General features: G+C 56.7%; 10 protein-coding genes. 7 read left to right on the forward strand and 3 right to left on the reverse strand.

Translation table 11 applies throughout. The annotated features are described in order from the left end of the window. Positions 1–314: 314 nt before the first annotated feature. A complete protein-coding gene (locus VGE80_RS02355) occupies positions 315–1808 on the reverse strand; it encodes an outer membrane beta-barrel protein (RefSeq protein ID WP_397571709.1) in 1494 nt (497 codons plus the stop codon). 641 nt (positions 1809–2449) lie between these two features. Between VGE80_RS02355 and VGE80_RS02360 the strand changes: the two genes are divergently transcribed. The 4 genes from VGE80_RS02360 to VGE80_RS02375 all read left to right on the forward strand — a co-directional run bounded on the left by VGE80_RS02360 (position 2450) and on the right by VGE80_RS02375 (position 7721). Then, positions 2450–3310: a DUF255 domain-containing protein gene (locus VGE80_RS02360; RefSeq protein ID WP_440591540.1), complete on the forward strand. Its 861-nt coding sequence runs from the start codon at positions 2450–2452 to the stop codon at positions 3308–3310. A gap of 405 nt (positions 3311–3715) precedes the next feature. Further along, a complete protein-coding gene (locus VGE80_RS02365) occupies positions 3716–4663 on the forward strand; it encodes an ABC transporter permease (protein WP_440591541.1) in 948 nt (315 codons plus the stop codon). A 164-nt stretch (positions 4664–4827) separates the two neighbouring features. Then, positions 4828–6888: an ABC transporter transmembrane domain-containing protein gene (locus VGE80_RS02370; protein WP_440591542.1), complete on the forward strand. Its 2061-nt coding sequence runs from the start codon at positions 4828–4830 to the stop codon at positions 6886–6888. 284 nt (positions 6889–7172) lie between these two features. After that, a complete protein-coding gene (locus VGE80_RS02375) occupies positions 7173–7721 on the forward strand; it encodes a DUF2760 domain-containing protein (RefSeq protein WP_397571707.1) in 549 nt (182 codons plus the stop codon). Positions 7722–7898: 177 nt separating this feature from the next. On the opposite strand, the gene VGE80_RS02380 is transcribed toward VGE80_RS02375, so the two are convergent. Further along, positions 7899–9482, reverse strand: coding sequence for a tetratricopeptide repeat protein (locus VGE80_RS02380; protein WP_440591543.1), 1584 nt, complete (start codon positions 9480–9482; stop codon positions 7899–7901). Between the two features lie 608 nt (positions 9483–10090). On the opposite strand from VGE80_RS02380, the gene VGE80_RS02385 reads away from it, so the two are divergent. The 3 genes from VGE80_RS02385 to VGE80_RS02395 all read left to right on the forward strand — a co-directional run bounded on the left by VGE80_RS02385 (position 10091) and on the right by VGE80_RS02395 (position 15182). Further along, positions 10091–12280: a protein kinase domain-containing protein gene (locus tag VGE80_RS02385; protein ID WP_440591544.1), complete on the forward strand. Its 2190-nt coding sequence runs from the start codon at positions 10091–10093 to the stop codon at positions 12278–12280. A gap of 298 nt (positions 12281–12578) precedes the next feature. Next, a complete protein-coding gene (locus tag VGE80_RS02390) occupies positions 12579–13760 on the forward strand; it encodes a glycosyltransferase family 4 protein (RefSeq protein ID WP_397571704.1) in 1182 nt (393 codons plus the stop codon). A gap of 150 nt (positions 13761–13910) precedes the next feature. Continuing rightward, the gene (locus VGE80_RS02395) at positions 13911–15182 is read left to right on the forward strand and encodes a class I SAM-dependent methyltransferase (protein ID WP_373649994.1); all 1272 of its coding nucleotides are present in this window, start codon (positions 13911–13913) and stop codon (positions 15180–15182) included. 33 nt (positions 15183–15215) lie between these two features. Here the strand turns inward: VGE80_RS02395 and VGE80_RS02400 are convergent. Further along, positions 15216–15707: hypothetical protein (locus VGE80_RS02400; RefSeq protein WP_440591545.1), on the reverse strand; the 492-nt coding region annotated here is incomplete at its 5' end.

The raw sequence follows: 15707 nt of genomic DNA on the forward strand, positions 1-15707 counted from the left end.
CAAGAAACAAGTCATTTCGATGAGAGAAAAATCAAAACAGTCTTCCCAGGGGACTGGTCAAAAATGTGACAGGTTTGAGAAAGGCCTCCCCGTTCGCCGGGTGTCGACCACTTTGCCTCAGTGGACCGAGATTGGCGTTCAGTGGTGATTCCAAATTGGTTGAATTGGCCTCGCCTGACGTGAACGGCTTGCGGGCGTTCCAGGAGGGAGAGTGGGATTCATACGAGGTGAAATGGAGAGAGCCGCACGAAGAAATGCTCTTCGTGCGGCTCGTTGCAAAATCAGAGTTGTCTCGTCGGGCGTGTCAGCTCAGCTTAGAAAATCCAGACGACGTCGGTGACGAACAGTCCCTGGTTGTTTTTGGTTCCTGCATCGTACGGAGCGAGCCCGGCGGGGTTCACGTCACGGTTGATGTTGCCGTCGAACCAGTCGAATCGCAGGTTAGGTCGGACGAACAGATTGGGGGTCCCTTTGGGGTACCAGCGTGGTCCAACGGTCAGCTGGTAGAAGTCACCCTGATAGCCCCCGGGCAGGTTGGTGGTACCATTGGGGTTGCCCGTGATACCGCTGGGAAGGTTGCTGGGGAGGAACTGAGCGACTCGGTAGCCTTCTTCGTCACGCCACCATTCGAAGTTCACACCCCATGTCCATTTTTCGTTGACCTTGTAGTAGAGGTATTGGTCAATACCGTACCAGTTGGCTCGTTCGCCCTTGATGGTCGCATCTCGCTGGGTACCGAAGTCGGTCTGTCCGACATATGTCCATTTTTCGTTGATCGGTTTACTGTAGACAACCGACTGGTAGTAGCGCTGTGTGAACTCGAAGTTGAAGTTCGGTTCCTGTGTCAGGAACACGGCATGCGAAAGGCTGGATTTGTCCTGGAAGGTGTAAGCCCAGGTGCCCAGGTATCCCATGTGGGGGTTGTGGCCGTCGAAGTTGTCCCAGCCCTGGATGTAGCCGCTGCTGGCGATGAAGTTCTCGCTGAATTCGTATGTTGCCACCACACCGGTGTGGGTGAATGGTTCCCCCCACTGATAGGTGTAGGGAATCGTATTGAAGAAGTTTTGTGACGTATCAATGGTGAAGTAACCGACGGGCGAAACGAAGTGACCGGCTTTCACTTTCAGTTTCTTGTACGCCACTTCCGCGTACAGGCTGGGGATCGCCAGTCCATAGGTTCCCGGACCGTTCAGGTTCGGGGTTTCGAGACCGGTCGAGGTTGCCAGACGGGCGTTGGTACCAAACAACAGGTCAACGCGACCCCCGATATCCCAGTCGTTCTTCGAGGTATCGGTCGCCTTTTCGGCGAACATCCACAACTGGTTGAGCTGGTACTGGTTGGCCTGGTCGGTCCAGGTCACGGGGCCGTTCCATCCGTTACTGGGGTTCTGCCAGTTCCAGGTATAGCTCTGAGCGAGGCTACCGCCGATGTTGTAGCCGTTGTCGGTCAGGTGGTTGTTGCCGCAGTCATCTTCAAAGAGGTCGACCAGAGTCCAGCATTTGGGAGTCTCTTCGCCACTTCCCTCTCCGTCGCTCGAACAGCCGCCGACGCCGCAGGCGGGTGCTGGTAATGCCGGGCCCGACCCACCATCGCCTTGCAAACCGGCATACAGGCCTCTCAGGCGAGCGGCCGCGTCTGCGAAAATTTGATCATTGCAAACCGGGACTCCCGAAGCGTAGCCGGGAGCTGGCGTGCACTGCATTTCGGCAGCAGTGAGAGCACCTGCCACCAGCATCCCTGCGGTGCCGAACATCATCGACAATCCTGTGCCGATGTCGACAAACCGAACTCGTCTTAGACCCAACATTCACTACTCCTTTGGATTAGAAGGCTTTTTCTGCCATGGGTCGCCGCGTCGCGGATGGGCGTTTCCTCCGGGGGTTCACTTCACAGAGAGTGTGAAGAACTCAAGGCGGAAGACGCTACGTCGCTGGCGATCTCGTACTCACTCCGTTGTCCTCTTCGCGAGCAGCAGAAAGAGGTCAGGTCTACCAAGGCTATCGGACTGTTCAGTGGGACGGTGCGAACTGGAAGTCGTGCTCACATCCGCATGGAGTAATTCGCACAAGTTCGCTGGGCCGTAAAATCTTACATTCCGTCAATTTACGGCGATTTTTTGATCGGCGGAACTGGCCGGAACGGACTTCAGCACCCGGATAAGTCAGAGATTCTGTGGTCTGGGGAAGAGATTTCCTGTGCTGATCGTGCGAGGGGGAAATGCATCTTCGAGCGAGAGGGAGTTTCTGGACAATGTCAACCCGTGATTTGGGTGGCTTACAATACTGTCAGGTTGCTTGTGTAGGGCTGCGTAGCACTGTCGTACCCCCCTTACTATCCTTCTGACCTCGTTTCAGTCCGGACGGCAACAAGGTGTGGGCCGTGAGTCTCCGGGGGACCTGAAATCGACATGGATGAACTGAGAACGATTGTTCGGCCCAGGAGGTTGGTATGCAGATGCTGCAAATGAAGAATGCTTTACGGGGCAGGATGTACGCCCTGTGGAGCAGCCTGTATTCCGTCGCCCTGTTGGCGACAGTGGCACAGGCCGAAGAGCTCAAGGGATTTGAGCGGGGACGCGCGATCGACTGGAGAGCCTCATATCGCCAGGCAGTCGACGAAGCGAACCGTGACGGGAAGCCACTCATCGTTTCGGTGACAGCGAGCTGGTGCGGTCCGTGCCGGCAAATGAAGCAGTTGACGTTCAATGATTCTCGATTGATTGAAGTTGTCCAGTCACAATTTGTGCCCTACATGATTGATGCGGATGAACAGCCTGATCTGGTCAGCGGACTGGGGATCGAGGCTTATCCAACGACGCTGGTGATTTCTCCGGATCTTTCGATCCAGAAACGTTTGTCGGGGTTTCAGTCGGCGAGTGAACTGGTCAATGTGTTGAACTCACTGGGGAGTTCCGGCACGTCGGCTCGGACGCTGGTCGCCACCGACGAACCGGCATCGGCCCTTTCGCCGGTCAATGCGGTCTCGTTCGGCTTCGACGGCTACTGTCTGGTCAGTATCCTGGAAGAAAGTCGCGTTCAGCGTGGCTCACCGGAATTTGTTGCAGAGCATCGGGGTCAGTTGATCTGCTTCCAGTCGGATGAGCGTCGCCAGAAATTCCTGGCCAATCCAGAAAAGTACTGGCCCGTTGCGAACGGTCAGTGTCTTGTCAGTTCTCGTGAAGGGACCGAATCCGGGAAGGGTGATCCTCGGATGGCTGTGACCTGGCGAGGCCGGATCTGGTTGTTCAGCGATCGGGAACGGCAGCAGCGTTTCATTCAGATGCCGCTGTACTACGTGAATGAGCTTTGATCTCTCGCACCTCTAATCAGGTCTGAGATCGAAGGTACGACAACAGAGTTGGGCTGGGGACTGTAAAGCCTCTGGCCTCGGTTGCTCGAAAGTGGGTTGAGCAGCCGAGGCGGGTTTTTCTGCAATCAATCGTTGCTGACTTTTATTGTTTCGTCTTGGGGGCCAGCCATCTGGCATGTGTCGCCGCCAGCAGATGTGCTGGTGCTGACGCGCAATTCCCCTCTGCATCGCGAAAACTTTCACAAATCGGTGCCGCCAGTTTTCTTCGGCGGTTCACAGCGTTACATTGGCGGCTTCGGTCCAACAAATTGATCAGGATCGACGTACACACCGCCGCCGGGTCGATTTTCGATCGCGGTGAAGCTCGGTCTACGCTTGTTCTGTTTTGTTTCCGCGAGGTTGTTCATGCTGTCATCGTCACTGTTACCCGCTTTGTTGCTGGCTGCGGAAGATGCCACCCAGCGGGGTTCCTATAACTGGCTGCCTGCGATTCTGGTCAGCGTGGCGCTCTTGGTGGCTCTGCTGATTTTTTCTTACGGCACGAAGGCCGGGATCATCGCGCGGGCCACAACGAAAGAAGCGGTGCGGCAACCGATCTTCCTGTTGTGTATGGCTTTAGCTCTTGTTGTGCTGCTGCTCAACTACGTCCTTCCGTTTTTCTCACTGGGTGAGGACGTGAAGATGGTGAAGGACTGCGGTCTGGCCACCATTCTGATCACCGGCCTGTTGATCGCTGTCTGGACGGCCAGTACCAGCGTCGCGGATGAAATCGAAGGTAAGACGGCGATGACGCTGCTCTCAAAGCCGATCAATCGCCGCCAGTTTGTGCTCGGCAAATATATCGGGATCCTCCAGGCCGTCCTGTGGTACATGCTGCCCGTCATCACGGTTTTTCTGGTGCTGATTTACTTCAAGGTCAGCTATGACGCGAAGGAAGGCTCGAAAGATATTCCTCCCCATGCCGAGCGGATCGTGGAAGTCTACCAGGTATTGCCCGGCATCGGCCTGCTGTTCATGGAAATCGCGGTGTTGACCGCTGTCAGTGTGGCGATTTCCACCCGGCTTCCGATGGTTGTGAACCTCACCAGTTGTTTTGCGATCTTCGTGGTTGGCCACCTGACCGGTTTACTCGTGCAGGGTGGTGCCCTGAAAATCGAGTTTGTGCCGTTTATGGCGAGGGTGATTGCGACAGTACTTCCGTCACTTGACCTGTTTAATATCAGTGCTGCCGTCGCAACCGGGGATATTGTGCCACCGGTGTATCTTGGCTATTCCGCAATCTACTGCGCCTGTTATTCGGCAGCAGCCATTCTGATGGCGTTCATTCTGTTCGAGGATCGCGACTTGGCATAGTCGTCCCGTTTTGACGGCGAGAAATACGGGAATTTGCTGCCAATTCGGTTTCATTCCGATGGCGGACAGGTGATGATGCAGAAGTGATCAGACCGTTTTGCACGGTCGTCTCTACTCACGGAGGGGATCATGGTTTCTCTCGTGGATTGGCAACGATCGTGGAAGTGACTTCTGCAAGTTCTCTCGACCGAATTATTTCTCGACGCAGTCTGATTCGTGGGCATGCCCGCGTGGCCACCTTCTGGTCAGTTGCGGCCATGCTCGCTTTGATTCTGCTGTTGCTGGATCTGGGGTTGCTGCTGGGGCTACTGGCTGATCGCGGACGACTCGAACTGCATCTGTCCCCCGCGGATGTGACCCGATTCGAGCAGCTTACCGGGCTGAACGTGGTCAAGAAGGTGACTGATGAAGTCGCTGAAGAGGGGGGGGACCCTGCTCCTTCGCCCACGCCTCCATCTGAGGAATCGCTTGCTCCCGCTGATGAAACTGAGTCCACCTACGTCTTTTACGACGAGCATGGAATTCTGCCCGCGGTCTGGCGGACGCGTGACTTCTGGTGGGGCGGGCTGCTCGCAAAGTTATACCGCCAGGTCAGTTGGCTCCAGATGAACATTCTGGCCCTGATCTGGATCCTGTCGGTCGGCGTCTTGCTATTCGTCATCCGGGCGTTCTGTCTCAGTCGGCTACGATACCACTGTTATCGTTTTGCAATCGACGGCGTTTCGGCGACGCGACGGCAACTTCATCGCCAGGCCATGCGTCTGGGGCCGGAAGATCTCGACGGAACGGGACACGAGCAATCGATTCAGCTTTTCGTTGGCGAGGTTGATGGCCTGTGTAAATCACTGTTCGAATCCGTCTCCATCATGACCCGCTATCCGCTGGAACTGGCGGGGTTGCTGATTGTGCTGGTGAGCGTTGACTGGCGGCTGTCGCTGCAGTGGATTGCATCGCTGGCGCTCGGAGTCCTGGTCCTGGGCAGTGTTCGCCGCAAGGCTCAGCAGCGGAGTCGACTGGCGGAGGATCGAACTCGGGACGACCAGCAAATTCTCCTGGCCAGTTTCAAAAATGCCCGTTTGACGCGAGGATTGGGGATCGAGCGTGAAGAGCACGACCAGTTCCAGAAGCACCTCGATCGCTACCACACGCAACTGACGAACTTTGCCTGGGCGGAAGAGGCGGTGCATCACCCCCCTGCTCCGGTGATTCTGGCAGGGGCGGCGCTGGTGGCAGCGCTTCTGTTCCTTGTCTGTATTAACGTACTGTCGGCGGGGCGGCACAATGGCCACTCGGGATTCACAATCGCCGAAGCGCTCGTCTTCCTGGCCACGGTGGCCGTCGCCATACCCGGCTTGCTCGCATTGCGGACGCTCGCAGGGTATCGCCGCGAGCTGACGTTAGGTGCGGACAAGATTCAGCGGTACCTCAACCGCGTTCCGGCGGTCAGCCAGGCGGTGGGAGCCAAGTTCCTTCAGCCGCTTTCCAAGGCGCTGCACTTCGAAAACGTGAAGTATCAGACTCCTGCCGGCGAGAAGATTCTGGACGGTGTCGACTTCAAACTGGAAGTCGATAAGTGTTATGCGATTACCTCGATTAATCCGCTTGAGGCGCGAGCCGTCGCACTGATGCTCCCCCGGTTTATTGAGCCGCGCGAAGGGCGAGTCTTGATCGACGGGGAAGATATCTCGTGGGTCACGCTCGAATCACTGCGGGCCGAAACCGTGTTTGTTGCCGCAGATGATCCCCCGTTTGAAGGAACGGTGTTCGATAATATCCGGGGCGGTCAGGCGGACCTCACCCTGCAACAGGTGACCGAAGCGGCCAAGATCACTCATGCCCACAACTTTATCGTCAAGTTGTTCAATGGTTACGAGACCGTCCTGACCAGTCAGGGGGATACGCTCGATCCCGGTCAGCGATTTCGGCTCGGTTTGGCTCGGGCCATCGTTCGTAATCCTGCCCTGCTGATCATCGAGGAACCGTGGTCGACGCTCGATGAAGATACGAAGACGCTGCTGGTTGACGCGTATGATCGCATCTGTCGGGGCCGTACTGTGATCTTCCTGCCCGCCCGGTTATCCACGGTTCGGCGGACCGATCAGGTGATCGTCTTGCACGACGGAAAGGTGGCGGCGATCGGCCCCCATTCGAAACTCGTCTCGCAGTCCGCAATTTACCGTCACTGGGAGTACCTCCACTTCAACGAGTTCCGAAACGAGAGCTGATCGGGCTTCCGGTTGAGGAGCGAATTGAGACGTGACCAGGTACCCATTAGACCAGGTTGGACCAGGGCGGAGAATTCCGCTTCAACGATTCGACAGTCGAGACCGGCAGGGGTGTCTTGTCGCAACCGGACTTTGCGAGTCACTGCGGGATCACGCGAACGTCTCTCGTTCGTGATAGTTGACTTTTGCCTGCTCAACCGCGCTACTGACGCTTGCCACGGTGCTGGCGGTTGAATGGGAATCTGAAAGACGTGCCGAGAGGCATTAGGCAGGAGCGGGACGGAATGGGTAGAGTTTTAACAGCGTTTCGAGCATTCTTCGGAGCGTTGTTCAATGCTGCGATCGCGGCTCGGGTCGAACAGGCGCTCAAGGCAGGAGCCGAAGGTGGGGTTTCGGGTCTGGAGACCACGGTGCCCGTGGTGCCGCCGCAGCTTCAGGAAACAAAGCCGCTGCAAAACGGCGGGATTACCTTGCTCGCAGCCCTTCAGCGCGAAGCACGTTTGATCGATTTCCTGAAAGAAGACATCACCCCTTACACGAATGAGCAAGTGGGAGCGGCCGTCCGGGAAATCCACCGTGACAGTCAAAGCGTGCTCGACCGATTCTTCTCAATTCGATCGATCCTGACTGAAGAAGAAGGGGCTTCGGTTGAAGTTCCCGCTGGCTTCGACGCGGGTCGATACCGGCTGACGGGGAAACTGGCGGGAACGGGCCCCTTCCGCGGAATCCTGCGTCACCATGGCTGGGAAGCCACCCAGTGTGAAATGCCCGCCTTCACGGGCAGTGATTCGGCAGCGAAGACGATTGCTCCGGCGGAAGTCGAAATCCTCTAAACAGGTCCGTACTGCGACTGGGCGAAATCGAGGGTGGGGACTGAGAGGCTGAGCACGTTCGCTCGATCAAACGAGAGAACGGTCAGTCGGTGAAAGGCTTTGTACGAAGCATGTTGGCTCGGGCTTGTGTTGTCCGGTGGCGAAAACATTCGCGGAGCGACATCAAGGCTTAGCGGCTTACGGCCATGAATCTGCCGAGTCCTGAAGGGATGACTCTTCAAGATTTTCGTCGTCTGTGATGGAACTGACCCCTTTGTCGTCGCCGACTGTATCATCCCAGCTTCCACGGGAGGGGGCCCTGCGTGTTGTCGTGGGGAATTCGACGCGGTCGGGGGCATCTCGGGAATCGCGTTCCAGGCCACTCTGCTCAGGCAATTGGTTGTTGTTTGGCCAAAGTCCCTGGTAGGGCCTGGAATTGGTACTGGAAGAGGTGAATTCGGGTTCACTTCCCGGGTGGTCGGCTTCCTCGGCGGTCGTCGTGCGGCGGGTGGTGGTCTGCTCCCATTCCGCAGCCCCCTCGGTGTCTTTCTGGAGAGCTTTTTGATCTGGCAGGGATGCCGCATCCAGTTCCTCTGCTGGCTCAGAAGCCTCTTCTGCCATCGCAGCGGAGTCAGGCGAACTGGTCGTTTCGATTCCTGTTACGACAGAAAAAAGATTTCCGGGGCCGACGTTGAGTCCGAACTCCGTCGCGCGCTGGCTCGACGAACGTGCCAGGGAATTTCGAGGGGTCGCGGGACGAGGGGTGGGCTGGCTGGGGGCGGTTGATTCCGAGGGGATCAGATCGAGCGAAGCCAGAGCGGACTGGCCTCGGGCAGGCTTCACCTGCGAATCTGATTTCATTCCGTTGCCTGATCTCCGAGTGCGGTCGGTGGGGACCGGGACCCCTTGCGGGTGTGCGTCGGCAGCGACATCGTCTGAATCGGCGGCCTGGTCATCCCACGAAATCTGGGCGGTGGTACCGAGTGATTGCGAGGCTGCGGGGTCAACGGACTTGCCTGATTTCCCTCGACCGGTGCGGCGCTGCATCTCGGCCTGCAATTCTTCAGTGCTGACAAGACTCAGGTTTCCGGAACTGGAAGAAGGAACAGACTTGTCCTGCTGGACAGCTCCAGGACGGGTACGGCTTGTCTTGTCGGCGAGGTCAGAGCGTACGCGGTCAGGGAAAAGCTGGGCCAGGTACTTTTCGGCCTCGGCTTCCGATGTTCCGGCCCGAAACAGGGCTTGTGCTTCAGAATACCGATCCTGTCTGGCATAAAGAGAGCCGAGATTGGCCATCGCGGCTCTGTTGCTGGCGTCGATTTTGAGCGCCTTCTTCAGGGTCTTTTCCGACTTTTCCAGATTTCCTCGCAGCATGTACGAGTAACCGTGGTCACTCAACAAGTTGACATCGTTCGGATGAATCTTGAGTGCGGCATCGTAATGCTGATCGGCGACCTCGAACTGTTTCTGTTTATCCGCGAGTATGGCCAGGCGATGGTGAATGTCGGGGCTCTGCGGTGAGATCATCAGGGCGCGCTGGTAGACGACCCGGGCTTCGTCGTACTGCTGATCTTTGCGAAGCGCGTCTCCTTTCTCCATCAGTTCTGCGATTTGCTGCCCTGATCTGGCTCGGTCGTCATCTTTTGCGGTGGCGCGATTATCGGACTTGCCTTTTCCGGTCAATCCCATGGGCCATTTACCCGCAGGCAACTGGCAACCCGAGAGAGCGAACAGCGCAAGGAGCGTCGCACCAACATAATGCGGGGATGAAATTACAAACATTCAACCGATCCTGGTTGAAAGAGGAATCGAACGAGCTTCATTCTGGCAGACTTCGACAGACTTGAATTGGCAAAGCAGACGAGATCGAAGGGGTATGTCCTAATGGATTCCCTATTGAAACAGGGCTTCAGGAAAAAAATCTAGAGGGTATTCCAAAATCTGTCGAGACGAAGTTCTACAGGGGTTGCCCCCCTATCTTTGCCCGTCGCCTTATTCTCTCAATTCAACGGGAAAAGGATCTTGTCTGGATTTGTTCTGAAGCAAATACTGGACTATCTTTGACACTAAAAAGGTAGCAGAATCAGTCTATTAAAGGTGCAATTCGGCGCCGTAGCGATACAGTTGTTCCTGACAGCGATTCTTCGGTCTTCTGAGAAAAATCTGTGCGGAAAGCGAGACAATGCTACGGGGGCCAATCGATTTTGATCTCCTGAGGCTGCTCGATGCAGATGCGCTGCATCCGATGCTCGCACTGCAATTTGAACGTGCCTGGCAAATCCAGCGTCCCGTCTCGATCGAAGAAATTGTTCAGCGACTGCCATCGGCGGATTCCCGCCAGCTGGTGATCATGCTGGCAGAGCTGGAATTTCATCTTCAGCAAAAACGCGGTGAGCAGCCGAGTGCGGGACTATCTGAAGCGGTTTCCCCAATACGCCCAGGAATTAAAGGAAGTGTTGCCTGCGGACGAAGCGGGCACATCACATACCATTGGCTCCACCTTGGGCATCGATGACAGCGCTTACGGTAAAAGACTGGCGGCGCGTCAAAACTTGAGCAATTCGGGGCTGGGCCGTTACCAGGTTATTGAGCAACTGGGGAAAGGTTCCTGGGGCGAAGTCTGGAAGGGCTATGACCCGGTTCTGAAACGAGACGTCGCGATCAAACTGCTTCGTGTCGATCGCGGTTTCGGGGCCGACGTTGAAAAGGAATTTCTGGATGAAGGGCGCAGGCTGGCGCAATTGAATCATTCCGGGATTATGGCGATCCACGATGTCGGTAGCGTCGATGGCAACTATTTTCTTGTTTCAGAATATGCCGACGGGGGGAATCTGGCTCAGCGACTCGATAACCCCATCAGCGTCGCGGAAACGATCCGGATTGTCGCCGCAGTGGCTGACGCTCTGCACTATGCGCACACTCACACGTTCGTGCATCGGGATGTAAAACCTCAAAACATCCTGCTGATGAACGACGGGACGGTCAAGCTGGCCGATTTTGGAATGGCTGTCTCGGAAGAAGAACAGCTAGATGAAGAGGCCTCTGTCCGTGGAACCCTGGCGTTCATGCCACCGGAGCAACTCAGAGGCGACAGCCACCTGGCGGATGCCCGATCTGACATTTATGGATTGGGGGCGGTGATGTACCGGATGCTCGCGGGCCGGCCTCCGTACCTGGCAAAATCGCTGAAGCAGTTACGCGAAGTTGCCCTGAATCGCGAACCCCGTGCGGTCCGCACCTTCAACGATCAGGTCCCCCAGGCGCTGGAAAAGATCTGCCATAAGTGCCTGCGTCTTCAACCAGGTGACCGCTATACAACGGCACTCGACCTGGCGCGTGACCTGCGAGCAGTGCTGGATCCCACACCCCCTCCTCCCCCTCCCGCGGGGCTTCACTGGCGACGGGATGTCGCTGTCGCCATGATGGGATGCGCGACGATCTTCTGGTGGTTCTCGACCGACCGAACGTTTTCAGCCAGAATGCGGGGGCCGATCGATGCCGTGGTGGGGGTGATCAATCAATGGTTCTCGAAGCCACCAGCCTCTCTTCCGGAATCGAACCCGCCGAGTCCTGATTTGCACATCCCTGTGCAGGCGCCGATTACCGTTGCGGCAGATGGTTCCGGCGACTTCCGTACCATCAGTGAGGCTCTTGAACAGGTCCTGCCCCGAGGAACGATCCGGATCACTGACTCGGCAATGTACCAGGAAAACCTGACGATCGATTCCTCCCGGTTCGAAGGAATCACGATCGAAGCGCCGGGGGGGGCGACATTAACATCCCAGTCAGTCGATAGCCCGATTATCAAAATCCACGGTGTCAACCACGTATCAATCCGGAACGTGAAGTTACTGATTGCGAAGTCTGAACACGGCGTGATGATTACAGAGGGAGCCGAGGGAACTCGGCTGGAAGGTCTGAAGATCAGTCAGCCGAAGTCCCCGGATACGGGCGCGGTACAGATTTACGGCGCAAACCTGCGCCAGGATTCGGCCGAGACCGTGATCACCGACTGCGTTTTTGAGTCACTGTCGACCGGACAGAACGTATGGGTTCACGCAGAACCGGGGGCGATTTACAATCTGGTGATCCGTCGAAATCATTTTCAAAGTCGCAGTAGTGGGTCGCTCGTTGTCGTCCTGGGGACGCTGAGGAACGTCGTTATTCATGACAACCAGTTTGAGGGAGGTCACATCGGACTCAATCTGAGTGCCAGTCCCGCGAGCCGGCAGTCGATCAAGATCCATGGGAATGTGTTTTTACGGTGCGAGAAGTGGATGGGTTTCGTGGATACTCAGCCTGCGAATGTGCAGGGCCACATCACGGGTAACCTAATTCTTTCCTCCCCGATGATTGACATCAAAGATTCTCAACTGGCTGATATCCGTAAGGACTGGGTGATCCAGGATAACTGCTGGGAACTGAACCCGGCGACCGTGACAGAACATTCTCAGTGGGCCCTTCTGGCCCAATTTTATCCCCAGATCCAGGTTACTCCTCGCAAAGACCGGGCAGGTTTTCTGGAACCTGTTGGTCCTCTCCCTTGTCTCAAGCCGTTAGCGAAGGATGAGGGAGACTGAGATCACCCTCGGATCATTCGGTCGAAGTTGCCTGGTCCAGGAACGTCTCTGAATCATCAGGGTTGAGTCTCCGACGCGACTTCGCAGGCCAGTAGCCGAGGCGATCCATCTGAGGAGTGAGTAGCGGGATCCCCCCTGGATTCCTGCGGGAAAGCCCGGTTGCTTTTTGGGAGCAAGGCCTACGTTGTTCGCCCTGTTCCACCGTTGGATTGTGGTGCGGCATTGGTTCGATGTCGCTTCTTGACGTTTCAATGTCCTGTTTTGTCGTGTTACGTGGAAGCCCTTTCTGGAAGTTCTGATGAGCCACCCTGTTCTGCAAGCATTTTCGATGACTCCTTATGGACTTCAGCGCGATTCCACATTGGCGGAATTGCAATTGGCATCGTCTGCCTTTGCCGTTGGGCCGCAACTGGCCCGGGCCGCTGACCCCGTCCCCGGGGCAAAGCCGATCTCAGTTGCGCACCTCGGCCCGTGCCTGTTCCGGGGTGGGGCCGAGCAGCAACTGATCGACCTGCATCATTTCTTCGATCCGAGTCAGGTCGTGCTGACCAAGTGTCTGGTGACAAACTCGAACGCAATTGACCCGCGCGTGGCCGCTGATCTCAAGTGTCCGGTCCTGGTGGCCACGACAGAAGAGCTGGCCAGAACGGCGACAGAGAATGATATTCTGCTGTTCTGGGGGCTTAAGCTGGATGAACTGTTGCCAAAGTCAGACGCTTACAAGGCCAAGTGCGTTTATCTAGCGCATGGCGACAGTTGGTGGACCAAAGAACTTCTGGATGGCAGCAGGGGGATGACGACTCACACGATTGCAGTCAGTCAGCGTGTCGTTGAGGAAACCTGTGATCATGTGCCGCATACGAAGATCCACAACGGCGTTGATACGGCACGTCTGGCGACCACTCGCTCACGCGATGAGATGCGTGCGTCGCTCGGGTTTGAACCCGAAGACTTTGTGGTGGGATTTGTCGGACGGTTCTCGCCCGAGAAGCGGCCCGAACTGCTGATCGAATCGCTCTCCCGGCTGCCCCGTCACTACAAGGCACTGTTCGTCGGGTGGGGTACCCAGCGACAAGAGTTAATGGACAAGGCAAACCGGTTGATCCCGAACCGTTACGCCTTCGCCGTCGCCGACCAGTATCTGGGGGACTACTACCAGTCCATGGATGCTTTCTCATTGCTGTCTGTTCAGGAAGGCTTTGCGATGGTCCTGATCGAAGCCATGTTCAGTGGATTGCCAATCGTGGCGACAAGTGTGGGAGCGGTTCCCGAGGTGATGGTCGATCGGGTCAACGGGTTGGTCGTCGATGGAACTTCCGATCAGATTTCTCGAGCGGTCTCTCTGCTGCAAGAGCGTCGTGAGTGGGCCGCGAGTCTAGGGCGGGAAGCACGCCGATATGCCTGTCAATTCGGGCATGCCCGGCGAATGGCACTCGACTATCAGAATCTGCTGACGTCGCTGTGCCGACAAGGAGCGTAGTTGCGCTTCGACGGAGCCCGGGCTGCTCGGAGACTTTGCGGATGCGTCTCTCAGGGCGTGCGCGGCAGGGGCGAGGGGCATCCGGCGTATGTTGATTCCGAACCGATCCGGTTGGTAATGCAGAAGACGACGTCTACTGGAGAGTGCAACATGATTCGACTGACGAATCGCTTGTTCGGCAGCCATCCCATCGTTGTGCATTGCCCTGGTCCCGTGCAGGGGCATCTCGGTTGGCAGTCCTTTGCTGCCTCGGCGCTGGGGGTTCACGTCGATTCTCACCCCCCTGTCGAGTCATTCACGTTGCTGACCTGGAATGGAGGGGATCGACCGGAAAAGCCGAACGGGATTCTGGAGTCTTCCGCCGCTCGTTTTGGCTGCGAAACACTGGTCCTGGGGCAGACGGTACGTCCGTGGGTGAATGGCAAGAAGCTGCAACTGACCGCCGATGCATTGGCTGGGGTGACGACGGAGTTTGTCGTCGGGATGGATTCAGGAGATGTCCTGCTGGTTGATCATCCCGACGTCATGGTCCAGCGATTCCGCGAGCATTTCAGCTGCGACTTGCTCTTCAACGCGACCGGGTCTGACTGCTGGCCCCCACGTCCGGAATTTATCATGTACGAGCAGCAGCGCCCGGCCGCTCGCTGTGCACAGGGGCGACACTGGTTGAATGCCGGTTGCTGGGTCGGGCGGACTGAGTTCTGCCGGAAGTACTTTCGCGACCTTGCTTCGTTTGCGGCCACGAGCGAATCAGGGCATTGCGATCAGACGATTGTGAAAATGACATGGCCACAGTGGTATCCGCGCGTGCAACTCGATTACGGCTGTCAGATCTTTCAGTGGTTCAATGAGGATCGTCGTGTGTTTCAGGTCGAACGACCTGTCGCCGATCGTCAGTGGCAACTGACGCAGTGGCTACGAGAATTCGACAACGTCCGGTACGGCGTGGAAGTTGGTGTGTTTGATGGCAGTACGAGTGACGTGCTGCTGCGGGAATTTCCGCAGCTCACGTTATGGATGGTTGATCCCTGGGCTCCCTTCACGGGTTGTGAACCACTGTCCCATCTGGATCAGGTTGCCTTCGAGCGTATTTTTCACGAGGCGCTGTGGTGGACCAGTCATGCACCGGAACGGCGTCACGTCCTGCGTGAGACATCAAACAGGGCCGCCTCCGGGTTTTCCGACGGATCGCTCGACTTTGTGTTTATTGATGCGAATCACCAATACGAAACTGTGTGCACGGATCTCGACTGCTGGTGGCCCAAAGTGCGGACGGCAGGGTACCTGTGCGGTCATGACTACGGAGTCTACGGTGATGCAACGGGAGAATGGGGGGTGAAGCGAGCGGTCGATGCATTTGTTGCTACCCAATCACGCGAGCTTCGACTGGGCCGGGACGGAATGTGGCTGCTGCGGAAATGATCGATGCTATCGTCTGATTACTGGTGTGATTCTTTAGAAGCGGACGTCGATTCGAGCCGAAACGAATATGCCGTTGTCGATCTCAACCGTATCGATTCCTTTCAGCTCGAATCCATCGATTTCCGAGAAGTAGCGATCGAAGGCCCAGCCTGTGGCCACATCTAAACCGACGTTGGGCTGAACCCACCAGACCATGCCCGTCACCAGTCGCTTCTCGTAGTAGAAGAAATGGCTATCTTCGTTGACTCGCTGAGACAGTCGCCAGTTTTCGTTCGTCCAGTCGAACCCCGAATAGGCCTGCCAGCGGCTGCTGGGTTGATAGACAGTCCGTGCGTGCATGGTTGTCAGGAATGCCCAGACATATTGCATTTGCCAGTCTTTCGCCGGTTTCCAACTGAAGACCGAGAAGGGAAACCCCATGATCGCCTGGAATTCGTCGTTCGGATGATAGAAGTACCCACCCCCGGGAATGGGAAGCCCTGCCAGCACCTGGCTGTTCGTCGATGCGTTGACGCCGACGAACCA

The sequence above is a fragment of the Schlesneria sp. genome (assembly GCF_036405755.1).
In the GTDB taxonomy this organism is placed as follows: Bacteria; Planctomycetota; Planctomycetia; order Planctomycetales; family Planctomycetaceae; genus Schlesneria; species Schlesneria sphaerica.